Below are 24,884 nucleotides of genomic sequence, written 5' to 3' on the forward strand. Positions count from 1 at the left end.
TAACTTGGAGCAATGAGTGCAGTTCCGAACGAGAAAGGGCGGCGCAGCAAATCTCGCGCCGCCCTTCGTCAACTTTTCCTGATCTCGCGCGTCCTGATCTCGCGCGGAACCCCGCGCGAGCTCAATAGCCGAGCGCGCAGCCGTCCTTGCGCGGATCGGAGCCGCCGGTGAGCGTGCCCTTGTCCCAGTTGATCCAGATCGCCTGAGCGCCGCCGAGCGGGCCGACCACGCTGGTGGTCTTGTGACCGAGCTTCTTCAGGCCTTCGACGATGTCGGCAGGAACGCTGTCCTCGAGCTGGTACTGGCCCTCGTAGTGCAGGCCGCGCGGCATGTCGATCGCCTCCTGCACGTCGCAGCCGTAATCGAGAATGTTGGTCAGGAGACGGGTCTGGCCGGTCGGCTGGTATTGGCCGCCCATCACCGCGAACGACATCGTGGAACGACCGCCCTTGGTGAGCAGGCCCGGCATGATCGTGTGCAGCGGGCGCTTGCCGCCTTCGATGCAGTTGGGATGGCCGGGCTGGATGCGGAAGCCGCCGGCGCGGTTCTGGAACAAGACGCCGGTCTTGTTGGAGACGATCGCGGAGCCGAAAGAATGCGCGACCGAGTTGATGAACGAGCAGACGTTGCGGTCCTTGTCCACCACCGTGATGTAGATGGTCGAAGGGTTCATCGGCGGCGCGACGTTGGGCAGGTCGAGCATGCCGTCCATGCGGATCTTGCCGATGTACTCCTCGGCAAAGCCCTTCTCGAGCATCTCGGCGACATTGATCTTCATGTGCTCGGGAGAGGCGACGTGCATCTCGCGATTCATGTAGGCGATGCGCGCGGCTTCGGCCTCGAGATGGAAGCGCTCGACGCTCACGGGCGCGTACTTGGTCAGGTCGAAGCGCGACAGGATGTTGAGCATCAAGAGCGCCGTGACGCCCGGGCCATTCGGCGGGCACTGCCAGACGTCGTATCCCTTGTACATGGTGCCGATCGGCGTGGTCACTTCGGTCGTGTGCGCGGCGAAATCGTCGAGCGTATGCAGACCGCCAATGCCCCTAAGGGTCTCGACCATGTCCTCCGCGATCTCGCCCTTGTAGAAGGCGTCGCGGCCGTCCTTGGCGATGGCGCGCAGCGTCTTGCCGAGCTCGACCTGGCGGATGACGTCGCCGGCCACCGGCGGCTTGCCGCCCGGCAGCAGGTAGCGCACGGTGTTGGTGCCATTCTTCAGCTTCTCGAACTGGTTCTTCCAGTCGAAGGCGATGCGCGGGGCGACGACGTAGCCCTCCTCAGCCGCCTTGATCGCGGGCTGGAGCAGGCGGTCGAAGCCGAACTTGCCGTGGTCGCGCAGCACGGTGGCGAAGGCGTCGACCACGCCGGGGATCGAGACCGCATGCGCCGAGGTCAGCGGCACGGAGTTGATCTTGCGCTCGAGATACCAGTCGGCGTTCGCCGCCTTCGGAGCGCGGCCGGAGCCGTTATAGGCGATGATCTTGCCCTCGCCGCGCGGCTGGATCAGCGCGAAGCAGTCGCCGCCGATGCCGGTCGATTGCGGCTCGATCACGCCGAGCACGGCCGAGCCCGCGACCGCCGCGTCCACCGCCGTGCCGCCCTCGCGCAGCACCTCGATCGCGGCCAGCGAGGCCTGCGGATGCGAGGTCGCAACCATCGCGTTGGTGGCGTGGACCGTGGACCTGCCGGGGAAATGGAAGTTTCTCATTGAATGTCTTGCTCTCGTTAGGCTTTTTTGGCCGTGGATGCGCGCGCCGCGCCGTCTCGGAAAAACCGGGTCTACATGACACATTCCGGCCCGGCGGGGCAATGCTGGCATACCAGGTAAATGGCTGCCATCCGCTGGGCGTATGGACCTTTCGACGCTGGCGGCCACGCGGGTTTTCCGGCTGGCCGCCGCCTGCTAAACGAGCTGCCATGTCTGATCCGAATTCGGCCACCAAGGTCGCGGCCTTCTACCAATTCGTCGCCCTCCCGGATTACCGCGATCTGCGCGAGCCGCTGCGCGCGTTCTGCGCTGGGCTTAGGCTCAAGGGCAGCGTGTTGCTGGCGCAGGAGGGCATCAACGGCACGGTCGCCGGTGCGCCGGAAGCGATCGATGCCTTCGCCCATGAACTCGCACACGGCGACATGTTCGGCGGCCGGCTCGACAATCTCGAATTGAAATTCTCGACTGCGGAAGCGATGCCTTTCGGGCGGCTCAAGGTGCGGCTCAAGAAGGAGATCGTCACGCTCGGCGACGAGACTGCCGATCCGACCTGCCAGGTCGGCACCTATGTCGATGCCGCCGAGTGGAACGCGCTGATTGCGATGCCCGACACGCTGCTGGTCGACACCCGCAACGCCTTCGAAGTGGCCATGGGGACATTCGAGGGCGCGGTCGACCCCGGCATCAAGAGCTTCGGCCAGTTCAAGGATTTTGCCGCAGCCAGCCTCGATCCAGCAAGGCACCGCAGGATCGCGATGTTCTGCACCGGCGGCATTCGCTGCGAGAAGGCGAGCGCGCATCTGCTCGCGCGGGGCTTTGCCGAGGTCTATCACCTCAAGGGCGGCATCCTCAAATATCTCGAGGAGGTGCCGGAGGCGGAGAGCCGCTGGCGCGGCGAATGCTTCGTGTTCGACGAGCGCGTGGCGCTCGGCCACGGCTTGCGCGAGCGAAACAAGGACGTAACGCGTGACGAATGAGATCAAGACGCTGAGCGAGCGCATGGACACGCTGGAGACGCGCATCGCCTACCAGGACGACACGATCGAGACGTTGAACCAGACCATCACCGCGCAGTGGAAGCAGATCGATACGCTGACGCGGCAGATCGCGCAGCTCAATGAGCGGCTCCAGGACGCCGAGGCAAATGCGCCGGGGCCCGCCAACGAGCCTCCGCCGCATTATTGAACACGATATTGGCGACCGGACGGCTCTTACTGTCCGGACGCCTTCGGCAGCAGGTTCATGACCTCGCCGGACATGATCAGGCGGTCGCGACCGGCATCCTTGGCGGCGTAGAGCGCGCGATCGGCGGCCTCGACCAGCGAGGCGACTCCTGCAGTACGCTCGAACGCCGGCCGGCAGGCCGCGCCGCCAAGCGAGGCGCTCACGCGTCCCGAAATCGGGCTGGAGGCGTGGACGAGGTTCGCCCGGTGAATGGCCTCCCGGATCCGCTCGCCGACCAGGGCACAGCCGGCGGCGTCGACGTTCGGCAGCAGCACGGCGAATTCCTCGCCGCCATAGCGCGTCGCCAGATCGCCGGCGCGCTGCGCTTCGGCCGCGATGATCTTTGCGATCCGGCGCAGGCAGGCATCGCCCGCGGGATGGCCGTATTCATCGTTGTAGGGCTTGAAGTGGTCCACATCGATCATCAACAGAGCGAGGCTGGAGCGGTCGCGATAGGCACGCGCCCATTCCTCCTTCAGCCGCTCGTCGAAACGGCGGCGATTGGCAAGACCGGTGAGGCTATCCTCGATCGCGAGCGTTTCGAGCCTGGTTTCCAGCTTCTTGTGCTCGGTGATGTCGCGGGAGATCGCGACCACGCCGTCGATGCGGCCATTGTCCTTGCGCGTCACCCGCATGGTCGATTCGAGCCAGATTTCGCCGTTCTGCCGGTGCGAGTTGCGGTAGGTGAGACGCGCCTCCTCCTTCTCGCCACGCTTCATGGCGTCGACGATCGCCTGGACCTCCGGCAGGTCCTCCGGATTGATACCCGCAAGAGCCGGCGTGCCGATCAGCTGGTTGGCCCGCCAGCCGACGACGCGAACCGACGACCGCGAGACATAGCGTAGCCGTTCGTCGAGCCCGATCCGGGTCACCATGTCGCTGGAGCCTTCGGCGAGCAGGCGGAAATGCGCTTCCTTCTCGATCAGGGCGGCCGCCATGCGCTGGCCGCGATGCAATTGCCGCACCAGCACCGCGCCGATGATCGCGATCAGCATGACCAGCGCAAGCACGTAGAGCATGCGGGAAACTGCGGCGGCGCGCCAGGGCGCCAGCAGTGCGTCCTTGTCGACGGTGGCGAGCAGGAAGAACCGATAGCGGTTGCTGCGTTTGAAAAAGCTGACGCGTTCGGCGCCGTCCAGCGGCGACTTGAAGTGATAGGCGCCGCTCGGCCGTTGCAGGCTCGGGTCGCGAAACAGCGGCTTGTCGGCGACGCTGCGTGCGGCGAATTTCTCGTTGCTCGGGTAGCGTGCGACGATCAGGCCGTCGCCATGTGTCAGCGCAACGGAACTGTTGCGGCTGATCTCGAACTGCTCGTAGAAATGCGACAGATATCCGGAGCTGATGGTCGCGAGCACCACGCCGCCAAAGCTGCCGTCCGCCTTGTTGAAGCGGCGCGACAGGGTGACGACCCATTCGCCATCGAGCAGGCTCTTCACGGGAAGGCCGAGATGGGCCTCTCGTTTCGGGGAGAGCTGGTGATGGCGGAAGAACGCGTCGTCGCTGAGCGTCGAGCCGATCGTGCCGGGCGAGGTCAGCCAGTTGCCATGGTCGTCGATGATGGCGAAGCTGTGCACTCGCTCCGTCGCTTTCTTGCGCACCTCCATGAGGTTTCTGAGCTTGGTGATCGTGGCGGGTTCGGTGCCGTCCATCTCCAGCCGGCTGACGACGCCGACGACGCCGGAATCGAGCAGGTCGAGGCTGTCCTCGGCATGCTGGGTCAGCGAACGGGCAACGTTCGCCATCTCCGTCTCGGCGCCCTTGAGCACCGCGTCACGCGCCGCCCATTCGCGCCAACCGCTGACGCCGAGAATGGTCGCGCAGGTCAGCACGACGAAGGCCGCCGCGCGCAGCGGCAGGCGGCTCCATCCGGCTCGTTGGTTAGCAGCGCTCATGCGGCAGGGTCCTCCGGTCGTTCGGAAACTCTGCCGCTTCTGTTATTGAATTCTGAAGTCACTACCGGGTTACGTGGCGATCTCCCCCGCTTCCAGTAGTCTTACGGACGCGACGATCCAGGCATCGCTAACAAGACATTAGCAGGCCTATCGGAATCCGGCGCGCGAGGCCGCTAGCTGAAGATGGCCTTAACCTTGTCCCAGAGCGAGGGATGCTCGGCATCGGCATCGGCCTTCGAGGGTGTCGGTTGCGCGGCGCTCACGGGATCGGAGGCCGGGAACGTATCCTTCAGGCCGGCGTCGAGCTTGGCGTTGCGATCGGCAGCGAGGGCTTCGCGCGGATCGTCGGCGTGCTTGTCGTGCGGCGCGGGATTGAATGTCTCAGCCATGAGATCCTCCATTGGCTGGTCAACGCGGCCCGATTGCGCTGGTTCCCCTGTTCCGCTGAGGGCCGGAGCGGTGTATCAGGAGCCATAACCTTCTACAGGACCATTCGTGCCCCAGTCTCCGACGAAACCGTTCATCGACGTGCTCTCCGGCCAGCGCCAGACCGTCCCGCCTATGTGGATGATGCGCCAGGCCGGGCGCTACCTGCCGGAATATCGCGAGGTGCGCGCCAAGGCCGGCGGCTTCCTCGATCTCTGTTTCAACCCGGAGCTTGCCGCCGAGGTGACGCTGCAACCGATCCGCAGGTTCGGCTTCGATGCGGCGATCATCTTCTCCGACATTCTGGTGATCCCCTATGCGCTCGGACGCTCGGTGCGGTTCGAGGTCGGCGAAGGCCCGCGGCTGGAGCCGCTGGACGATCCAGCCAAGGTCGCGACGCTGGCGCCGCGTGCAGACTTCGGCAAGCTCGCGCCGGTATTCGAAGCGCTGAAGATCGTGCGCGGCGCGCTGGCTCCTGAGGTCGCGCTGATCGGCTTCTGCGGCGCGCCGTGGACGGTGGCGACTTACATGGTCGCGGGCCACGGCACGCCCGACCAGGCGCCGGCCCGGATGATGGCCTACCGACATCCCGAGGCGTTTTCCAAAATCATTGACGTGCTGGTCGACAACTCGATCGAATATCTGTTGGCGCAGCTCGCCGCCGGTGCCGACGCGTTGCAGATCTTCGACACCTGGGCTGGCGTGCTGCCGCCCGCCGAGTTCGCGCGCTGGTCGACCGAGCCGACGCGGCGCATCGTGCAGGGCGTGCGTGCGAAAGTGCCGGATGCGAAGATCATCGGTTTTCCCCGCGGCGCCGGCGCGCTGCTGCCTGCTTATGTCGAGGCGACCGGCGTCAACGCGGTCAGCATCGACTGGACCGCGGAGCCGGCCTTCATCCGCGAGCGCGTGCAGAGCAAGGTCGCGGTGCAGGGCAATCTCGATCCGCTGGCGCTAATCACCGGCGGCGCCGCGCTCGACCGCGCGGTCGACGACGTGCTGGCCAATTTTGCGCAAGGGCGGCTGATCTTCAACCTCGGCCACGGCATCCAGCCGGAGACGCCGATCGCCCATGTCGAGCAGATGCTGAAGCGCGTGCGGGGCTGATTTATTTCGCCCCTTCGGGTGCGGCAAAACAAAAACCGCGAAAACAACCCCATGCACAGTAGCCAAGTCATTGAAAATTTTGGGCCGGCATGGCCCATCCCGCGCGTTTGACCCGTCGCGCAAAACAGGGGCATAATGCCATGATCGCCCCCATGAGAAATTTGGTGAGAGTCTAGCGCGGCCGGCTGCGCTCGATGATCTCCGCCGCCCCCTTCGCCAGCAGATCCAATCCCACCGCACGGCCGAGCTCGCGCGGGCGGTTGGCCGGCCCCGTACGCGAGGCTTCGATGATGGTGTTGCCGGAGAGGTCGAGCACGGATGCGGTGAGCGACATCTGATCGCCGGCGATGGTCGAGAAGCCCGCGACCGGCGAATTGCAGTGTCCATTGAGCACCCACAGCACCTCGCGCTCGGCATCGGCAGAGGCATGGGCTAAGGGATCGTCAATCGACGCAAGGATCTGCCTTGTTTGCCAGTCCTGGGCCGCGCATTCGACGGCGACGATGCCCTGCCCCGCCGCGGGCAGCATCTCCGCCGCAGTGAATTCGTAAGCGATACGATCAGCCAGACCAACGCGATCGAGGCCCGAGCGCGCCATGATCAACGCATCGGCCGGGCCCACGGCGCCGCCGTCCGGCAGGCGTTGCTTCTCGCCATTGTCGAGTTTTCGCACGCGGGTGTCGGCGGCGCCGCGGAAGTGGATCACCTCCACCTCCGGGAACAACCGCCGCGCATAGGCGGCTCGGCGCACCGCGTTGGTGCCGATCTTGAAACCGTTGCCACGGGATTGGCGCAGCGCCTCCAGCGTCACGCCATAACGCAGCACCAGCGCATCGCCGGGCGGATCGCGCGACAGCGTGGCACCGATGACGAGGCCGGGCGTATCCTCGTTGCCCGGCATGTCCTTCAGCGAATGCATCGCCGCCTGCAATTCGCCCGACAGCACGGCGGCGCGGATCTGCGCCACGAAGGCGCCGCCCTTGCCGCCATGCGGCAAGAGCTTGCTGGTCTGGTCGAGATCGCCCGTGGTGTCGAACTTGACGATCTCGACGTCGAGACCGGGCACGGCGGCGGTCAGGCGGCGCGCGATCTCGTCCGTCTGTGCCAGCGCCATCGCGCTCTTGCGGGTGCCGATCTTGAATCGCGTAGCCAAGTCCTGGTCCTTCCGAGACGCGTGTTTAGCGGGTATCCTCCAATATCATGTCGGAGGCCTTTTCGGCGATCATGATGATCGGCGCGTTGGTGTTCCCCGACACGAGGTCCGGCATGATCGAGCCGTCGACGACACGAAGGCCGTCGAGCCCCCTCACCTTCAGCCGCTGGTCGACCACCGCGAGCGCATCGTTGCCCATACGACAGGTCGAGGTCGGATGATAGATGGTGCTGCCGCGCTCGCGGCAATAATCCAGAATCTCGGCATCCGTGGATACCTTTGCCCCAGGATCGTACTCGCTGATCACGAACGGCTTTAGTGCCGGTGCGTTCAATATCTTGCGCAGGATCTTCAGGCCTTCGACGTTGGTGGTGCGGTCAGTCTCGGTCGACATGTAGTTGATGCGGATCTCCGGCGGCACGGTCGGGTCGGCGCTCTTGATGCGCAAGGAGCCGCGGCTCTCGGGACGGAGCTGGCACACGGAGGCGGTGAAGCCGGAGAAATCGTGCAGCTTCTCGCCCATCTTGTCGGTCGAGAACGGCAGGAAGTGCACCTGGATATCGGGCGAGGCGAGCCGCGGATTGGTCTTGAAGAATGCGCCCGCCGTGCCGGCCGCGATCGTCAGCCAGCCCTTCCGGAACAGCGCATAGCGCGCGCCGGCCATGGTGCGGCGGAGCGGATGATTGATGGTGTCGTTGAGGGTGATCTTCTGCGAGCAGCGCATCACGATGCGGACCTGCATGTGGTCCTGGAGATCGTGACCGACGCCCGGTGCATCCAGCACCACCTCAATGCCGTGCTTGCGCAGGAGATCGCCGGGGCCGACGCCTGAGAGCTGGAGCAGCTGCGGCGAGTTGTAGGCGCCGCTCGACAGCACGACTTCCTTCCGCGCCCGCGCGCGGCGCAATGCAGCGCCTTGCCGATATTCCACGCCGACGGCGCGACGTCCCTCGAACAGCACACGCTGGCCGAGCGCACTCGTTTCGATCTTGAGATTGCCGCGGGTCTTGGCCGGGCCGAGATAGGCCACCGCGGTCGAGGCGCGGCGGCCGTTGCGCGTCGTGGTCTGGAACAGGCCGACGCCCTCCTGCGTCGCACCGTTGAAATCAGGATTGTAGGGCAGACCGGTCTCGACGGCGGCATCGATGAAGGCCTTCGAGAGCGGGTCGGTCACGATCATGTTGGAGACCGGCAGCGGACCACCCGTGCCGTGATAGCGATCCGCGCCGCGCGACTGGTTCTCGGCCTTCTTGAAATAGGGCAGCACGTCGTCATAGCCCCAGCCGGTGTTGCCGAGCTGGCGCCAGCGATCGTAGTCCTCGTGCTGGCCGCGGACATAGAGCAGGCCGTTGATCGAGCTCGATCCGCCCAGCGTTTTGCCGCGCGGCTGGAACACCTGGCGGCCCTTCAACTCGGGCTCCGGCTCGGTCTGGTACATCCAGTTGACGGTCTTCTCCTTGAACAGCTTGCCGTAGCCGAGCGGCACGTGGATCCAGATGTTGGAGTCCTTCGGGCCGGCTTCGAGCAGCAGCACGCTGTGCTTGCCGTTCGCAGAGAGCCTGTTGGCCAGCACGCAACCGGCGGAGCCGGCGCCGACGATGATGTAGTCGAACTCGGGATCTGACGGAGTGAGGGAGGAATTTGCGTTCATGCGCTGCATTCTTCTTGTTGCTGTGGCGTTTCCGTTTCGTGGCTTAGCACGATCATGGCTTGACGCGCAGCGCCTCGACCAGCGACTTGAACGCACGGGCATATTCCGCGCCGGCCCTTGCGATATCGGCGCGCCCGGCGCAGGCGACCGCGGCCTCCGTCACCGCGCCGAGCAGGAGCCGCGCCAGCGGCTCGACCGGCTGCCGCGCGATCAGGCCGGACTCCATCGCGGCCGCGATCGCGCGCGGCAGCTTGCCGCCAAAGTGCCGCGCGTCGATTTCGCGCCAGCGCTCCCAGCCGAGCACAGCGGGACCGTCGCGCAAGATGATCTGGCCGGTCGGGCCCTTTGCGGTCGCGGCAAAGTAATGCTGAGTGCCGGCGACCATCGCGGCGAGCACGTCCTTCTCGGCGCGGGCGGTGCGGTCGATCTCGGCAACGAGATCGCGCGAGACCTGATCGAACACGGCCTCGAACACCGCCTCCTTGGTCTTGAAGTGATGATAGACCGCGCCCTTGGCGACGGAGGCGCCTTCCGCGATCTCGTCCATGGTGGTGGCGGCAAAGCCGTGCGTCCCGAACAGCCGGCGCGCCGCGGTCAGGATCGCTTCCGTCGTCGCCGCCCGCCGCTCCGCCTGTCTGGCCATGTGCTCTCGTCTAGTCGAATTCGCGACAGGCGGCCAGTTGACTTTTCGACTATCGGTCGGTATTTACCGACCGTCAGTCGGTTTTAATTGTGAGGTCGCCATGCCGAGCCGTGAGATCGTCGAAGCCTTTGCAAAGCGGCTGGAGGATGGCGACTTCGTCGGCGCGATCCTCGACTACTACACCCCGGATGCCGCGACCTATGAGAACCTCGCCGAGCCCGTGGTCGGGCGCGACAAGCTCGCGGACAAGGAGCGCGGCGTGCTGGCGGCGTTCAAGGAGGTCACCGCCGTGCGCCTCGGCCCAAGCCTGATCGATGGCGACGTTGTCGCCAGCCGCTGGAAATTCTCCTTCACCAACGCCGAGGGCGTGACGCGGACGCTGGAGGAGATCGCGTGGCAGACCTGGCGAGGCAATGAGATCATCGAGGAGCGCTTCTTCTACGATCCGAAGCAACTCGGACAGTGAGCAGGATTGCCCCTATCGGTACAGCATGACCACGGACATGCCGATGAGGGGCGCAAGAAACCAAACCGCCTGCCACCGAGAGCCGTCGATCGACCAGCGTCCATAGACGATGGTGCCGCCGTTTTGGGATGACGGCCTGGGTTGATCCCGAAATGCCTTCCATCGCACCTCGGCAGGCCCGAGAAAATCTTCCGGCTTGACCGCCATGTCGGCGCTGTTCAGCACCACCTGCATCATCTCGCCTTTCGGCTGGAACATGGCCTCGGCCCCGGGTGGCGCGAAGAAGCTGCGCTTCGAGGCGATGTGCTGCTCATAGAAGTCCCGACCGACCGTGACGGCCGCAGCGTATGGACTGACGTACGGCACCCCCGAGATGCCGGGAACGACGAGATGGCCTACCCCGCGCACCTCCTGCCAGGGAATGAAGAGACCCTTGAGCCATGGCCTGTGAAACCGGATGCCCGCGGCAGACATGGAGACGACCGCCCGATCCGCGTAGAAGTGCCGGTAAGCTGAAAACGCTATCCATCCGAGACCCAGATAGAGCAACATCCAGCCGAAAACGTTCAGCGATGGATTCACGAGATGGCTCCAATAGAGACTGCGCATGGCGCCGAGATAGCTGGAGCGGCCGCTTGGCCCGCCGACCAACACGCTGATCACACCGATCACGCCGGAGACGATGATCAGGACAAGGACGCCGATCAACAATTCAAGAAGCAAGGGCAGGCCGGACCGCCCGATCAGGCTGGTCAGTGCATAGCCTGCGAACGCCAGACCCAGGAGAGCCAGATAGACGGCGGCCAAGGCCGCTCCGCTCTGGCCGCGGCTCTCGGCGTGAAGCGCGATCGCAAGGCCGGCGACGCAAGCCCACATGGCCCAGGGAAGGCGGTCCATCCGCCACTTATCCATCGTGTATTCGACCGTTGCCGACACATCGGCTGAAGGCGCGCTCATGGACAGGCCCTCGGGATTTCGAATGAATCCAGTGCCGACGCGGCGCACGCGTCGCCTGATCGGTCCAGGAAACGTATCACGCGATCATGGGGGCGTCTCGATCCGGCCGGGGTGCGGCAAAAAGCCGATCGGGAAGCAGTTCTTCCGGGACCCGAAGCCCGCTCTGCGAAGAGGCAGACAGCTTCCTTGCCGCCACCGAACAGGCCATGTGCCACAGGCACGACGGATAGCGCCAATTTGTATCGATTTGTTATCGATACTGCGTGACGAACACGCAGAAGTGGTCGCAGCCAGCGCGGCAAACGGGGATAATTCATAGTTCGTCAAAGGTTTGCGGCGAATTCTCCAGATCGCGCTGGACAAACGGCCCGCGCTGCTAGGCTCTTCGAATGCGGACTCAACTGACCAGCTATTTCGCACGGCTGTTCGCCGGCGATCTGTCGGCCTTTGGCGGTCCCGCAACGGACGAGGCCATGGCCGGGCATATCCGGGCCGAACAGATGTCGCTGGTGCTCGGCTATTCGGTCGGCATCATGCTCGCCAATGCCTGCAACGCCATCGTGCTCGCCATCGCGCTATGGCAGTCGCCGGACAGGATGCCTGCCCTGATCTGGGCGGCTTCTGTCGCCGGCGGCGCGATTGCTTTCGGCCTGCAATCCCACGCCGCGCGACGCATCACCAAGCCGCAATTCGTCTCGCGCCGCGCCATGCACCGGCTGGTGCGCAACGCTTTCATCCTTGGCTCCGCCTGGGGCATCGTCCCGGTCGCCTTCTTCGCAGACGCCTCGACCGGCGGCCAGCTCGTCATCACCTGCCTGTGCTCGGGCATGCTGGCCGGCGGCGCGCTGGCCTTCGCCACGATCCCGATCGCGGCCATCGCCTTCACGGCGCCCATCTTCCTCGGCATCGCCATCTGCCTCGGCCGGAACGGTGATCTCGCCTTCCTGCTGATCGCCTTTCTCGTCGTGGTCTACGGCAGCGTCCTGCTGCGCGGCGTGTTCGTCAATTCGTTCTCGTTCGCGCGGCGCGTGATGCGGCAGATCGAGGCCGAGCGCACGGTGCGGCTGGATCCCCTCACCCATCTGCCCAACCGTGTCGCCTTCAACGAAACGCTCGACGCGGCCTTGAGACGCCTGGCTTTATCCGGCGAGGAGTTCGCGGTGCTCCTGCTCGATCTCGACCGCTTCAAGGAGGTCAACGACAAGTTCGGCCATCCCGCCGGCGACGAATTCCTGGTCCAGGTCGCAAACCGCCTGCAGCGCTGCACGCGCGCAGCCGAGCACGTCGCGCGCATCGGCGGCGACGAGTTCGCGCTGGTGATGAACAACGTGGCGCGGCCGGACGATGCGCTCGAAATCGCCGAACGCTTCGTCGCGGCCTTCACCGAACCGTTCGAGATCGAGGGCCGCCAGATCGTCGGCGCGACCAGCGTCGGCATCGTGCTGGCTCCACGCGACGGCAACACGCCGCTCGACGTCATGAAGAATGCCGATGCCGCGCTCTACCGCGCCAAGAAGGCGGGGCCGGGCGCCGTCTGCTTCTTCGAACAAGCCGACGACAGGCTGTCCCGCGACCGCAAGGCGCTGCAATCGGACCTCGAAGGTGCGATCGCGCGAAACGAGCTGTTCCTGGTGTTCCAGCCGTTCCTCGATCTCGGCACCAACCGGATCACCGGATTCGAGGCGCTATTGCGCTGGCAGCATCCTTCGCGCGGGCTGGTGCCGCCGAGTGAATTCATACCAATCGCGGAGGAGACCGGGCTGATCAACGAGATCGGCGAATGGGTCATCCGCCGCGCCTGCGCGACGCTGGCGGACTGGCCCGAAGACATCAGGGTTGCCGTGAATTTCTCCGCGTCGCAGTTTCACAACACGGCTATCCTCCAGACCATCGTGCAGGCATTCGCCGATGCGAATGTCTCCCCCAACCGGTTCGAGATCGAAATCACGGAATCGATGCTGCTGTCGAAATACGGCTCGGCCGCGACAATCCTGAACGCGCTGCTGGAGCTCGGCGTCACCGTGGCGCTCGATGATTTCGGCACCGGCTTCTCCTCGCTGACTTACCTGCGCAAGCTGCCGTTCAGCCGCATCAAGATCGACCAGTCCTTCATCCGCGACATGCTGGTGCAGCCGGATTGCGCCGCGATCGTGAAATCTGTGATTGGCCTCGCGCGCGACCTGCGCATCGGCGTGGTGGCGGAGGGAGTCGAGACGGCCGACCAGCTCGAATATCTGCGCCAGATCGCCTGCGACGAAGTGCAGGGCTATCTGATCAGCCGGCCGGTGTCGGCGGATGGCGTGCTGGCGCTGCTGGAGACGAAGAAGCTTCGGGCGATTTACGCGGCATAGGTGTATGAGGCCGAAGTGGCGGCTACGGCGGCGGAGAGCCCGGCGCTTCGCGCCGACCTCTCCCGCAAGCGGGAGAGGTGGAGACCGCGGCGCCGTCCTTTCATCCCAATAGACACCGCCCCGGCCTCGCTCAAACCGCATCCGCCCGCAGCAGCGTATCCACCGTGATGGTGCCGCGGGCGCGGGAGACGCAGGCGCAGATCTTCTGGTTGCTTTGCTTCTGGTGGTCGCTGAAGAAGACGTCGCGATGGTCGATCTCGCCGTCGACCTCGACCACGTCGATGGCGCACAGGCCGCATTCGCCGCGCTTGCAATCGTACATCACATCATGGCCGCTGGCGTTGAGCACGTCCAGCATCGAGCGCTCGCGGGGGATTTCGAGCTCGACGTTCGAGTCCTTCAATCGGACGCGAAACGTTTGGGTCGGCATCGTGCCGCTGGAGCCGAAGGTCTCGTAGCGGAGATCGGGAAGCGGATGGCCGGCGCCGATCCAGGCATGGCGCGCGGCATCCAGCATCCGCATCGGGCCGCAGAACAGGGCCAGCGAGCCTTGCGGCAATGAGGCGAACAGCGCGTCGAGATCAAGCCGGTGGCCTTCGTCGCTGGCATGCACGACGAGGCGATCGCCAAGCATCGCGGAGAGATCGTCGAGATAGGCGGCCTCACGGCGCGAGCGCACAGCATAGTGCAGCGTGACATCCGCCCCGCGGCGCGCCAGCGCCTGCGCCGCGCCCAGGATCGGGGTGATGCCGATGCCGCCGGCGATCAGGCAGTAGTTTTCGCGCGCCCAGTCCACCGCAAGCAGCGAGGCGGGTTGGGTGATGTCGAGCCGCGCGCCCGGTTGCAAGGACCACATGTAGCGCGAGCCGCCACGGGAATCATCAGTGCGGCGCACTGCGATCATGAAGCCACGCGAGGAGGCCTCACCGACCAGCGAATACGACCGCGTCTCAGGCAGGCCGTCGATGGTCACGCTGACATTGATGTGGCTGCCGACCGGATAGGCCGCACCGTCGAACTGATCCGGCTTGATCAGGAATTCGCGGATGCCGGGCGCAAGGTCGCGCATCGAGACGAGCGTCGCCGGGATCCAGGTTTCGATGAAGCGCATGGTGACGGCCCTCAATCGGTTGCGGTCTTGATCAGCGCGAGCGCCGGCAAGAGGTCGAGATGGGTCCGGTTGCGCAGCGCGAGCCGCAAGTTTCGCACCGCGAGCCGCGCATGCTCGCGCATGATAGCCTCCGCGCGCGCGCCTTCGCGGTTCTCGATGGCATCGATCACGACGCGATGATGCTCCTGTCCGATGATCAGGATCTGCTGCGCCTCAGGCAGCGCCGACTGCGCCATCACGAAGCCGCTCGGGGACGCAAACGGCAGCGCCGAGGCGCGGTCGATCTGCCGGACCAGCGGCGGACTGCGCGACAGTTCCGTAAGCAGCGCGTGGAAGCGCGCATTCAGCGTGACATAGGACGAGAAGGCATCGACCGAGATCGGCACCTGGCGCAGCAGTTCGTCGATTGCAGCAAGGCATTCCTTCAGCGGCTCGAGCTCGCGCGCGGAGACGCCGCGTTCGGCCGCAAAGCGCGCCGCCAGGCCTTCCAGCGTGCCACGCAGCTCGATGGAATCGGAGATGTCGCGCTCGGAGAACGCCTTAACCATGAAGCCGCCCGAGGGGATCGCCTCGAGCAGGCCCTCCTCCTCCAGCCGCACCAGCGCCATGCGCACCGGCGTGCGCGAGGCGCCGGTGGTCTCCACCGCCTGCAGCTCGGAGATGCGCTCGCCCGGACGCAAGGCGCCCGACAGGATCTGGTCGCGCAGCGCGAGCTGCGCCTTCACGGTCTGCGAGACGGAACGGTCGACCTCACGCTCGGCCATGACCTGTTACTCCGCCGCCTGAAGTTGTTGCGGCGCGTTTTCCTTCGCCACCATGCGGTCGATCAGCTTGCGCGACCACATCGCGCCGGCGTCGATGTTGAGGTTGTAGAAGATGCGATCGGGGTTCTCGTCCATCGCCCGCTGCTGCGCTTCGAGAATCAGCTCGTCCTCGCGGAAGATGCCGGAGACGCCTTCGCGGATCTCGGTGGTGATGCGCTGCTCACCGATGCGATAGTTGCGGACGAAGGCCCAGAAGTAGTGGCAGGTCTTCTCGGTCTCCGGCGTGATGGTGTTGAGCACGAAGCCGTTGACGCCCTGCGAGCGGTCGCCTTCAGGCGCACCGGTGCCTGTAGGCGCGACGCCGACGTCGATGGCGATCGTGCACGGCGCCTCGAAACGGATGATCTGCCAGCGGTCGACGAGACCGGGCTTGCCGAGCTGCTTCGCCCAGAACGGCGGCGGCTCGATGCCGCGCATCCAGCGCGTCACCGTCACCGTCTTCTCGCCATGGGTGACGTCGAACGGGGCTTCGGCGACTGCATCATTGCCGATCGAAGAGCCGTGCACAAACGTCTCGTGGGTGAGGTCCATGAGATTGTCGAGCACGAGGCGGTAGTCGCAATTGACGTGGATGGTCTTGCCGTCGCCGGCCCAGGCCGGGTCATGATTCCAGTGCATGTCCGGCACCAGCGCGGGATCGGCCAGCGCGGGATCGCCCATCCAGAGCCAGATGTAGCGGTGACGTTCGACCACGGGATAGGCGCGCACACAGGCCGACGGGTTGATGGTCTCCTGCGAGGGCATGAAGGTGCAGCGCCCCTGCGCATTGTATTTCAGCCCGTGATAGCCGCAGACGACGGTGTCGCCTTCGAGCCGGCCCTTGGACAGCGGCACCAGGCGATGCCAGCAGGCATCCTCCAGCGCGGCCACCGAGCCGTCGGCCTTGCGGTACATCACGACATGCTTGCCGCAGATCGTCCGCGGCAACAGTGCCGGCTTCACCTCGGCGTCCCAGGCCGCGGCGTACCAGGCGTTCATGGGGAAGGGTTTTGTCATTTGTCTCACTCCCACGGGTTATGTATGCGTTATGTATACAATACCGCGGGGATAGGATCAATCAAGGCTAAAATTGGCTTATCCAAATACCTCATTGCGCCATGCTGTATACATATAGCGCAGCGGCGTTACCCTCCCCTGGAGGGGGAGGGTCGCTACGCATGAAGCGCAGCGCAATGCGGAGCGGGGTGGGGTGATCTCTCCACAAGGGCACTACCCGAGAGGAGAGATCACCCCACCCCGCTCGCGCTTACGCGCGATCGACCCTCCCCCTCCAGGGGAGGGCAAGAGCGGCCGCTTGGCCGCTATGCCGCGAACACCCTCGCCAGCCCGGCCTTGGCTTCCTCCTGAATCCGCGTCAGGTGCTCGGTGCTGCGGAAGCTTTCGGCGTAGATCTTGTAAACGTCCTCGGTGCCGGACGGCCTTGCCGCGAACCAGCCGTAGTCAGTCTCGACCTTGATGCCGCCGAACGGCTGGCCGTTGCCGGGCGCCTTGCTCAGCGTCGAGCGAACCGGATCGCCGGCGAGATCCTTCAGGCCGAGCTGCTCGGGCGTGACGGACTTCAGGATGTTCTTTTGCGGCCCGGTCGCGGCGACGTCGATGCGCGCGTAGTGGGGCACGCCGAACTCGGCGGTGAGATCGCCGAAGAGCTGGCTGGGATCGCGGCCGGTTTTGGCCATGATCTCGGCAGCCAACAGGCCGAGGATGATGCCGTCCTTGTCGGTGGTCCACACCGTGCCGTCGCGGCGCAGGAACGAGGCGCCTGCGCTCTCCTCGCCGCCGAAGCCGAAGGAGCCACTGAGGAGACCGTCGACGAACCATTTGAAGCCGACCGGCGTCTCGACCAGCTTGCGGCCGAGCTTTTTGGCGACGCGGTCGATGATCGAGCTCGACACCACGGTCTTGCCGATTGCGGCGTCCTTGCCCCAGTCGGGGCGGTGCGCGAACAGATAGGAGATCGCGGTCGCCAGATAATGGTTCGGATTCATCAGGCCGCCGGTGCGCGTGACGATGCCGTGGCGATCGGCATCGGTGTCATTGGCAAAGGCAACGTCGAAGCGGTCGCGCATGCCGATCAGGCTTGCCATTGCGTAAGGCGAGGAGCAATCCATGCGGATCTTGCCGTCCCAGTCCACCGTCATGAAGCGGAAGGTCGGGTCGATCGCCTCGTTCACGACGGTGGCCTTGAGGCCGTAGCGCTCGATGATCGGATGCCAGTAGTGGACGGCGGCGCCGCCGAGCGGATCGATGCCGATATTGACGCCGGCGGATTTGACGAGGTCGAGATCGACGACACTGCCGAGATCGGTGACGTAAGGCGTGATGAAGTCGTAGGCGTGGACATTCGCGGTCTTGCGCGCCTTGGCATAGTCGATGCGCTTCACGTCCTCGAGGTCGCCTGCGAGATAGGCGTTGGCGCGCTTCTCGACCACACCGGTCACATCCGTATCGGCGGGGCCGCCATGCGGCGGATTGTATTTGTAGCCGCCGTCCTCGGGGGGATTGTGCGAGGGCGTGATGACGACGCCGTCGGCGAGGCCGCTGGTGCGGCCCTTGTTGTAGGTGAGGATGGCGTGCGAGATGACAGGCGTCGGCGTGTAGCCGCCGTCCTTATCGATCATGATGTCGACGCCGTTGGCGGCGAACACTTCGATGGCGCTTGTGAGCGCCGGCTCGGCCAGCGCATGGGTGTCGATGCCGATGAACAGCGGGCCGGTCAGGCCCTTCTCCTTCCGGTAATCACAAATCGCCTGCGTGGTCGCGAGAATGTGGCCCTCGTTGAACGTGTTCTTGAACGAGGTGCCGCGATGGCCCGACGTGCCGAACGCCACGCGCTGCGCCGGGTCCGATGCATCCGGCTTGCCCGCGAAATAGGCCGTCACCAGCCGCGGAATATTGGTGAGCGCGTCCGGCGAAGCCTGCTTGCCCGCCGCGGGATGAACATCAGCCACTGAAATATCCTCGTCCTGTCGTGAGTGCGGGACACCATAGCATCGGCCGGGCCCCCGCCAAGGGCACAACACGCGCGAGGGGGAAGGCGTTCCGTGGGTGGTGACGCGGACAGAATACCCGTCATCCTGAGGTGCGAGCCATGCGACGCAACCGCGACGCATGGAGAGCCTCGAAGGATGAAGGGCCCGGATGCAGCCGGGCCGTCGTCCTTCGAGGTTCGCCTTGCTTTGCAAGGCGAGCGCCTCAGGATGACGGTGATAGAAGCGGCTTCACGGCTTCAAGTAAGGACTTCGTGCTATGCTCCGCCCCACCGCGGCCTTTTCGAATCGTCTCATGATTCCATCGCGCAAGCTGCTCCTGCTGATCGCCGGCCTCGTCGCGGCGAGCGCACCGGCGCGGGCTGCGGAATTCTACACCGAAGACCTCCGCATCCCGATGGCGGAGGCCGGACCGCAGGGGCTGGAGGCGTTCCTGGTGCGCCCGGCGGGGACAAAGCGCTATCCGCTGGCGCTGCTCAGCCACGGCTCGCCGCGCAAGTTCGACGACCGCGCGGCGATGTCGGCGCACAAATATTATGGCATCGCACTGGAATACGCCCGGCGCGGCTTTGCCGCGCTGGTCGTGATGCGGCGCGGCTACGGCACCTCGCCCGGCGGACGCGTCGACAGCGTAGGCGGTTGCGCGAAGGCGGCGTACCTGCCGGCGGCTGCGGTCGCCGTTGCCGATCTGCGCGCCGCGATCGATGCGATGGCGCACCGGGCCGACGTGACGACGTTAGGCATGATCGCGGCCGGCCATTCCGCCGGCGGCCTCGCCACGGTCGCGCTGAGCGCGCAGGCACCGCCTGGTCTGGTCGCCGCGATCAGCTTCGCCGGTGGCCGCGGCTCGCGCGACGACGACGACGTCTGCAATCCGGATGGGCTGGTGCAGGCCTTCGCCACCTTCGGCAAGACCTCGCGCGTGCCGATGCTGTGGGTCTATGCGACCAACGATTCGTATTTCGGTCCCGACCTCGCGCGCCGCCTCCATGACGGGTTTCGCGCCGGTGGCGGCAACGCCAGGTTCATCGCGGCGCCGCCCTACGGCGACGACGGCCATTATCTCTATTCGGCCGCGGGCCGTCCGCAATGGACGCCGTATCTCGACGCCTTCCTGCGCGAGCGCGGGCCCGGCCATGAACTCCTGAGCCTGCCCGATCCGCTGCCGCCGCCACGCCAGCTCAACGAGGCCGCGCGGGCCGAGTTCGGGCGCTACGTCGCCAGCATGCTGCCGCACAAGGCGTTTGCGGCGTCGCCGAACGGCGGGTACGGCTGGCGCGCCGGTCGCGTGACGGCCGAGGAGGCCCGGCGCGATTCGCTGGCGGCCTGCATGAAATGGTCGCCCAGTTGCACGCTCTATGCGGTCGATGACCAGCTGGCGGAGCCGTCGCAGGCCAGATCCACCGACCAGAGCGCGCGCGCGCGACAGTGACGCACACACGCCAGAGGCCGGTTTGTTAACTCCGGCGCTCTATGACAAGCCGATGCTGCGGGATCGGGCACGCTTCATTCTCGGTGCGACGTGGAGGCGCGTCGCGGTCGTCCTGCTCGTGTCGGCTCCGATCGGCGCACATGCGGCCGACGGAGGTACCGAGCTCGGCGCCGGCGAAACGCCGTGGTCCCGGGCCATGATCCGGAAGATCATCGAGAGAGAAACCAAAAGCACCAATCTACCGGCCGATATCGCCGAAGCGGTCGTCTTCGTCGAAAGCGGCTACAATCCGGCGGTCATCGGCAGCGTCGGCGAAATCGGCCTGATGCAGGTGCGGCCCGAGACAGCGGCGATGCTTGGCTTCCGCGGAAGCAATGCGGAACTGGCAGAACCCGACGTCAACATCCATTACGGGGTGCTTTATCTCAGCCAGGCCTGGCGTCTGGCGGGAGGGGACCTCTGCCGCGCCCTGATGAAATACCGGGCAGGTCACGGCGAAGAGGAGATGACGGCGCGGTCGCAGGTCTATTGCAACCGGGCCCGTAACCGTCTCGTCGCCATGAACGCCTCGTCGGTAGGGACCGAAGCTGCGCCTGCTCCGGATCCGGCGCCGGCGGTCGCCGCTGTGGTTCCGGCAAAGCCGGCGAGCCGCCCGAAGATGCCGGTGCAACCCAAAGCGGTCTATGCCCGCTATCGTCAAGGCACCGCGGCCGCCAGCCGCGCCTATTGGGCCGCACACGAGGCTAGGATCAGCCAAATCAAGGCGCGCATCGAAGCCAGATGGAAACGCGTCGCATCGCGTTGACGGCGACGTTGCCAGCCCCTACAGCCGCTCACTGAGCGCGAGCTTGTAGCCGACCCCGGTGACGGTCGCGATCACGGGCGTGCCGCTGCCGACGAGCTTGCGGCGCAGCCGCGCCACCAGCGCATCGACCGTGCGGATGTCGACCTCGGCCTGGCGGTTGCTGACGACCTCTATCAGATAGTCGCGGCTGAGCGGCCTGCCGTCGGCCCCGACCAGCGCCGCGAGCAGGTCGAATTCGGCGCGCGTCAGCGCCACCGGCTTGCCGTCGCTGCCGAGCAACTCGCGCCGGGTCAGGTCGATGATCCAGTCGCCGAACGCGATCGAATTGTGGTGGCGCGCCGCCTTGCGGTCGATCGAGCGCCGCCGCAGCACGCTGCGCGCGCGTGCGAGCAGATCGCGCAAGTTGATCGGCTTGGTGACGTAGTGGTCGCCGGCGACCTCGAGGCCGAGAATGCGATCGACGTCGGTGTCGCGCCGCGTCACGAAGATGATGCCCGCGTTGCTGGCGGCCTGGATCTCCTTGGCGAGCTCGAAGCCGTCGCCGTCGGGCAGTTGCACGTCGAGGAAGACGAGATCGGTGCGCGCGCGCAGCGCCTGACGGCATTCCGCGCAGGAGCCGGCGCCGACCACGTCGAAATTGTTCTCGCTGAAATAGCCGACCAGCATGGTCCGCGTCACCGGATCGTCCTCGACGACGATCAATCGCTCGCGGCCGGCCGGACGCAATTCCTGACGTGCGGAAGCAACCACCGTCTTGGGTGTCCCGTGTGCCTGCGACCCCACCTGCAAATTCAAATCGCCGCGCAGCGCGCTGTCATGTGAACGGACATTCACGGCCTGTTCGAGCCCCCGAAATTGCCTGCCGCGATACTAGGCGCGTTGTGATGCGCAAACAATATTGGTCATGCTCTTGCCGCATTAAGTATGAACTGGCGCACAATTCTCATTCCGCGCATCCTTGCGCGGGCCGTGCAAGCGGCCTCGCGCCAGCCCAGGACCGCCGATCCCGCACATCCGGCTTCGGATTGAACCGCCGGTTAACGTAAAGAAGGGCTTCGGCTTCGGAAAGCCCGATCGCACCTCTATTGTCCCGCCCGCAAAACACGAAACCACGGAGCAGGCGTGATGCAGGGGCAGGCCCGGTTGGCTGCCGGTCGAAGCGAGCAAGGCACAGTGCCTTTCGGCCGTTCGCACACGCTCGACGTCCTGCGCGGCCTCGCCATCGCCGGCGTGATGGCGATTCACGTGTCGCAGTCATTTCCGTCCAATATCCGCGTCGTTGATTTTGCCTTCATGTGCGGCTGGACCGGCGTCAACGTGTTCTACTTCGTCAGTGCCATGACGATGTGCCTGATGTGGACGCAGCGCAGCGGGGAAACGAATCCGATCAGGAAATTCTATATCCGGCGTGCCTTGCGCATTGCGCCGCTGTTCTGGCTCGCGATCCCGGCCTACCTCGTCATCAACGGCACCGGACCGAGCGACAACGCGCCCAACGGCATCGGGGCCGTTCAAGTGATCTTGACCGCGACGTTCCTGCACGGCTTCTGGCCGGACAGCATCAACAGCGTCGTTCCCGGCGACTGGTCGATCGCGGCGGAAATGACGTTCTATCTCGTCTTCCCGCTTCTGATCACCGCATTCGGATCGCGCCGCCATCTCTATCTCGCGCTGGCGATCGCACTGCATCTCGTCAATGTCTGCCTGTTCAAGCCGTGGGCCTTCGCGCTGTTCTCCGCCTATTACGGCCCCGGCCACGAGGCCTTCGTCTGGACCACGCTGCACATCAGCTTCCTGAACCAGCTTCCGGTCTTCCTCGTCGGATGCGCGCTGTTCTTTTCGCTGCGCGACGGTTTCGCCAGGTCCGACGCCGCCATCGTCGCCGTCTTCATCGCGCTGTCCTTCGCCGCCGACCGCGCGACCGGCTCGCATGAGTTCAACTATCTGATGATCAACCTCGTGCTCGGCGCGCTGGTGGCGGGCTGCATCCGCCTCGCGATCCGCTTGCGGCCGCTCGAGGCGCTCGGCCGCAACTCCTATTCGATGTATCTGTCGCACTTCGCGGTGATCTATGGCCTGCGCCAGCTCTGGCCGCTGGCGGATGGACTGGGCTCGCTGCTCATCGCCTATGTCGTCACCGCCGCATTGAGCTATCTCGTCGCACGCGCGACATGGCATCTGGTGGAACGGCGCGCCCAGGATCTGGCGCACCGCCTGACATCCGCGGGATCCGACCGATCAAGCATCCGGCCGCCCCTCGCGGCGACCGCAGCCAGTCTGCGCTGAACCCCCGCTCCGGCTTGCTTCGTCGCTGTCTCCGAATCTAGTGTAAAGACTCTTCTCACTGGAGGTGGCGTCATGGAGGTCATCCTGCTCGGCACCGGCGGTCCGCGCCCGGACCCGCGCCGCATGGCGACGACCACGCTGATCAGGCTCGGCGACGAGAATATCCTGTTCGATGCCGGCCGCGGCGTCGTGGTGCAGCTCAGCAAGGCCGGCGTGCCGCTCGGCGCCATCAACACGGTCTTTCTCACCCACCATCACTTCGACCACATCGGCGACCTCTACGATGTGATGCTGAATTCATGGATGCACGGGCGCAAGGACGCGCTGCGCGTCTATGGACCGCCGGATACCGAGCGGCTCGTCAGCACGCTGATCACGCAGGTCTACGACAAGGACATCATGTGGCGGGATAAGGGCGAGCCCAGCTTCGGCGGCTGGAAGCCTGTCGCCGCAACGGACATCGTGCCGGGTCCCGTTCTCGACACCGGGCGCTGGAAGATCAGCGCCGAGCTGGTCTCGCATGGCGATGGCCTCGACATGCCGCCGGCCTTCCTGGCGCGCTGGATGTGTCTCGGCTACCGCTTCGAAGCGGAGGGCAAGGTCATTGCAATTTCCGGCGACACCGTCCCCTGCCCCGGGCTCGAGCGGCTGGCATTGGGAGCCGACCTCCTGGTCCAGTGCTGCTTCCTCGCGACGCCGGAGATCAACAACGAGCATTTGCGTCGGCTTGCGAAGTACACGATCGCCTGTGGCGACACCGTCGGCAAGGTCGCGGCCAAGGCGGGCGTCAAGAAACTCGCACTGACTCATCACCGACCGCGCACCGAGGATGCCATGTTGAACGCGCTGCTGGCGGATGTCAGGCAGGACTATGCGGGGCCGGTCGTACTCGGCGAGGATCTCACGCGCATCGAGGTCTGAGCATCATCGAAGCACGCGCGCCACAATACGTGCGGAAGCTGTTCGGCGTCAGGACGATCCGACCTCGATCCGATAGGATAACTCTTCTTCAGCGCCCGGCGCGATGTGCATCAGCCCCGGCTTGTCGGTGAACTCGCCGTCGAAGCCGACGGGACTGGCATAGCCGCGCCAGGGCTCGATGCACAGGAACGGCGCGCCTGACGGTTTCGACCAGACGCCGAGCTCGCGAAAGCCGCGCCAGGACATTTTCAGCCATGGCCCGGTTGATGCACCCTGCCCCGCGGCATAGCGGACCGAAGTGCTCTCGATCCGGTCGAAGATGACGGCGTCGTCGGTGAACAGGGATTCGGACAAAGAGAGCGCGGCGCCTTTGACCGGGCTCGGCTCCGCTGCCGGGCGCAGCAGTCCACCATCGAGACGGCGGACCGGAGACGACTCGGCGCTCGCGAATGTCAGAGCATAGCTCTGCTTTGCCGCGCCGGGCTGCAGCGGCCAATTGAAGGCGGGATGACCGCCGAGCGAAGCCGGCAATGTCTCCTTGCCGGTGTTGGCGATCGTGAGAGTCAATTCGAGGCCGGAATCATCGATCGCATAGGCGGCCGTGAGCCGGAACGGGAATGGATAGAGCGCGCGCGTCGCCTCATTGTCATCGAGCACCAGCGTGCAGCGGCTCTCGCCCCGTTCTGCCCACACGAAGCGGCTGTCCCGGGCAAAGCCGTGCTGGGTCATCCGGTACGTCCTGCCCTGGTGCCGCAATTCGTCATTGGCAAGGCGCCCGACGATCGGAAACAGCAGCGGCGCGTGACGCGGCCATTCCGGCCCCGCCTGCCAAAGGAATTCGATGCCGCCGTCCTTCAACGAGCACAGCTCGGCGCCGTGCGCCTTGACGGTCGCGGTGAGGGAGCCGCTGCGAACGGCGTGGGTGTCATCGGTCATTGCCGAC

Annotated in this window: 22 protein-coding genes; 9 read left to right on the plus strand and 13 right to left on the minus strand. The window is 65.5% G+C overall.

What is annotated here, in order from left to right:
- Window positions 1-121: 121 nt before the first annotated feature.
- Window positions 122-1,708, minus strand: coding sequence for a gamma-glutamyltransferase (ggt, locus tag ACVIIV_RS35255; RefSeq protein WP_456748298.1), 1,587 nt, complete (start codon window positions 1,706-1,708; stop codon window positions 122-124).
- Window positions 1,709-1,917: 209 nt separating this feature from the next.
- Here ggt and trhO point away from each other — a divergent pair, with 209 nt between their 5' ends.
- Window positions 1,918-2,685 carry an oxygen-dependent tRNA uridine(34) hydroxylase TrhO gene (gene trhO / locus ACVIIV_RS35260; protein ID WP_456748299.1) on the plus strand — a complete coding sequence of 256 codons (768 nt, stop codon included), beginning with the start codon at window positions 1,918-1,920 and terminating at the stop codon, window positions 2,683-2,685.
- Complete coding sequence (locus ACVIIV_RS35265) at window positions 2,675-2,893, plus strand: SlyX family protein (protein WP_456748300.1); 219 nt, start codon at window positions 2,675-2,677, stop codon at window positions 2,891-2,893. The genes trhO and ACVIIV_RS35265 overlap by 11 nt, the downstream gene beginning before the upstream one ends.
- A 26-nt stretch (window positions 2,894-2,919) precedes the next feature.
- Here the strand turns inward: ACVIIV_RS35265 and ACVIIV_RS35270 are convergent, their stop codons facing one another.
- Complete coding sequence (locus ACVIIV_RS35270) at window positions 2,920-4,824, minus strand: sensor domain-containing diguanylate cyclase (protein WP_456748301.1); 1,905 nt, start codon at window positions 4,822-4,824, stop codon at window positions 2,920-2,922.
- A 173-nt stretch (window positions 4,825-4,997) separates the two neighbouring features.
- A complete protein-coding gene (locus ACVIIV_RS35275; RefSeq protein ID WP_456748302.1) occupies window positions 4,998-5,213 on the minus strand; it encodes a hypothetical protein in 216 nt (71 codons plus the stop codon).
- A gap of 106 nt (window positions 5,214-5,319) precedes the next feature.
- Between ACVIIV_RS35275 and hemE the strand changes: the two genes are divergently transcribed.
- The gene (gene hemE / locus ACVIIV_RS35280; RefSeq protein ID WP_456748303.1) at window positions 5,320-6,354 is read left to right on the plus strand and encodes a uroporphyrinogen decarboxylase; all 1,035 of its coding nucleotides are present in this window, start codon (window positions 5,320-5,322) and stop codon (window positions 6,352-6,354) included.
- A gap of 172 nt (window positions 6,355-6,526) precedes the next feature.
- On the opposite strand, the gene hemC is transcribed toward hemE, so the two are convergent.
- Genes hemC through ACVIIV_RS35295 form a run of 3 tightly spaced genes read right to left on the minus strand, consistent with a single transcriptional unit; the run spans window position 6,527 to window position 9,801 of the window.
- Complete coding sequence (gene hemC, locus ACVIIV_RS35285) at window positions 6,527-7,507, minus strand: hydroxymethylbilane synthase (protein WP_456748304.1); 981 nt, start codon at window positions 7,505-7,507, stop codon at window positions 6,527-6,529.
- A 25-nt stretch (window positions 7,508-7,532) separates the two neighbouring features.
- Window positions 7,533-9,158, minus strand: a complete 1,626-nt coding sequence (locus tag ACVIIV_RS35290) for a GMC family oxidoreductase (RefSeq protein ID WP_456748305.1) — start codon at window positions 9,156-9,158, stop codon at window positions 7,533-7,535.
- 52 nt (window positions 9,159-9,210) lie between these two features.
- Window positions 9,211-9,801 carry a TetR/AcrR family transcriptional regulator gene (locus tag ACVIIV_RS35295; RefSeq protein WP_456748306.1) on the minus strand — a complete coding sequence of 197 codons (591 nt, stop codon included), beginning with the start codon at window positions 9,799-9,801 and terminating at the stop codon, window positions 9,211-9,213.
- A 100-nt stretch (window positions 9,802-9,901) separates the two neighbouring features.
- Here ACVIIV_RS35295 and ACVIIV_RS35300 point away from each other — a divergent pair, with 100 nt between their 5' ends.
- On the plus strand, window positions 9,902-10,267 hold the full coding sequence (locus tag ACVIIV_RS35300; protein ID WP_456748307.1) for a nuclear transport factor 2 family protein: 366 nt from the start codon (window positions 9,902-9,904) through the stop codon (window positions 10,265-10,267).
- Between the two features lie 12 nt (window positions 10,268-10,279).
- Here ACVIIV_RS35300 and ACVIIV_RS35305 read toward each other — a convergent pair whose 3' ends face one another.
- Window positions 10,280-11,224, minus strand: coding sequence for a hypothetical protein (locus ACVIIV_RS35305; protein ID WP_456748308.1), 945 nt, complete (start codon window positions 11,222-11,224; stop codon window positions 10,280-10,282).
- Window positions 11,225-11,613: 389 nt separating this feature from the next.
- Between ACVIIV_RS35305 and ACVIIV_RS35310 the strand changes: the two genes are divergently transcribed.
- Window positions 11,614-13,575, plus strand: coding sequence for a putative bifunctional diguanylate cyclase/phosphodiesterase (locus tag ACVIIV_RS35310; protein WP_456748309.1), 1,962 nt, complete (start codon window positions 11,614-11,616; stop codon window positions 13,573-13,575).
- Window positions 13,576-13,705: 130 nt separating this feature from the next.
- On the opposite strand, the gene ACVIIV_RS35315 is transcribed toward ACVIIV_RS35310, so the two are convergent.
- The 4 genes from ACVIIV_RS35315 to pgm all read right to left on the minus strand — a co-directional run bounded on the left by ACVIIV_RS35315 (window position 13,706) and on the right by pgm (window position 18,458).
- The gene (locus tag ACVIIV_RS35315) at window positions 13,706-14,686 is read right to left on the minus strand and encodes a PDR/VanB family oxidoreductase (protein WP_456748310.1); all 981 of its coding nucleotides are present in this window, start codon (window positions 14,684-14,686) and stop codon (window positions 13,706-13,708) included.
- Between the two features lie 11 nt (window positions 14,687-14,697).
- Entirely contained in the window at window positions 14,698-15,450 is a 753-nt protein-coding gene (locus tag ACVIIV_RS35320) for a GntR family transcriptional regulator (RefSeq protein WP_456748311.1), read from the minus strand.
- A gap of 6 nt (window positions 15,451-15,456) precedes the next feature.
- Window positions 15,457-16,506, minus strand: coding sequence for an aromatic ring-hydroxylating dioxygenase subunit alpha (locus tag ACVIIV_RS35325; RefSeq protein ID WP_456748312.1), 1,050 nt, complete (start codon window positions 16,504-16,506; stop codon window positions 15,457-15,459).
- 305 nt (window positions 16,507-16,811) lie between these two features.
- The gene (gene pgm, locus ACVIIV_RS35330; RefSeq protein ID WP_456748313.1) at window positions 16,812-18,458 is read right to left on the minus strand and encodes a phosphoglucomutase (alpha-D-glucose-1,6-bisphosphate-dependent); all 1,647 of its coding nucleotides are present in this window, start codon (window positions 18,456-18,458) and stop codon (window positions 16,812-16,814) included.
- A 334-nt stretch (window positions 18,459-18,792) separates the two neighbouring features.
- Between pgm and ACVIIV_RS35335 the strand changes: the two genes are divergently transcribed.
- On the plus strand, window positions 18,793-19,929 hold the full coding sequence (locus tag ACVIIV_RS35335) for a dienelactone hydrolase family protein (RefSeq protein WP_456748314.1): 1,137 nt from the start codon (window positions 18,793-18,795) through the stop codon (window positions 19,927-19,929).
- A 52-nt stretch (window positions 19,930-19,981) separates the two neighbouring features.
- The gene (locus tag ACVIIV_RS35340; RefSeq protein WP_456748315.1) at window positions 19,982-20,734 is read left to right on the plus strand and encodes a transglycosylase SLT domain-containing protein; all 753 of its coding nucleotides are present in this window, start codon (window positions 19,982-19,984) and stop codon (window positions 20,732-20,734) included.
- Between the two features lie 18 nt (window positions 20,735-20,752).
- Here the strand turns inward: ACVIIV_RS35340 and ACVIIV_RS35345 are convergent, their stop codons facing one another.
- A complete protein-coding gene (locus ACVIIV_RS35345) occupies window positions 20,753-21,568 on the minus strand; it encodes a response regulator (RefSeq protein WP_456748316.1) in 816 nt (271 codons plus the stop codon).
- Between the two features lie 291 nt (window positions 21,569-21,859).
- Between ACVIIV_RS35345 and ACVIIV_RS35350 the strand changes: the two genes are divergently transcribed.
- The gene (locus tag ACVIIV_RS35350) at window positions 21,860-23,020 is read left to right on the plus strand and encodes an acyltransferase family protein (RefSeq protein WP_456748317.1); all 1,161 of its coding nucleotides are present in this window, start codon (window positions 21,860-21,862) and stop codon (window positions 23,018-23,020) included.
- 72 nt (window positions 23,021-23,092) lie between these two features.
- Complete coding sequence (locus tag ACVIIV_RS35355; protein ID WP_456748318.1) at window positions 23,093-23,941, plus strand: MBL fold metallo-hydrolase; 849 nt, start codon at window positions 23,093-23,095, stop codon at window positions 23,939-23,941.
- Between the two features lie 48 nt (window positions 23,942-23,989).
- On the opposite strand, the gene ACVIIV_RS35360 is transcribed toward ACVIIV_RS35355, so the two are convergent.
- A complete protein-coding gene (locus ACVIIV_RS35360; RefSeq protein ID WP_456748319.1) occupies window positions 23,990-24,877 on the minus strand; it encodes an aldose 1-epimerase family protein in 888 nt (295 codons plus the stop codon).
- Window positions 24,878-24,884 lie beyond the last annotated feature (7 nt).

The sequence above is a fragment of the Bradyrhizobium sp. USDA 4354 genome (assembly GCF_054060315.1).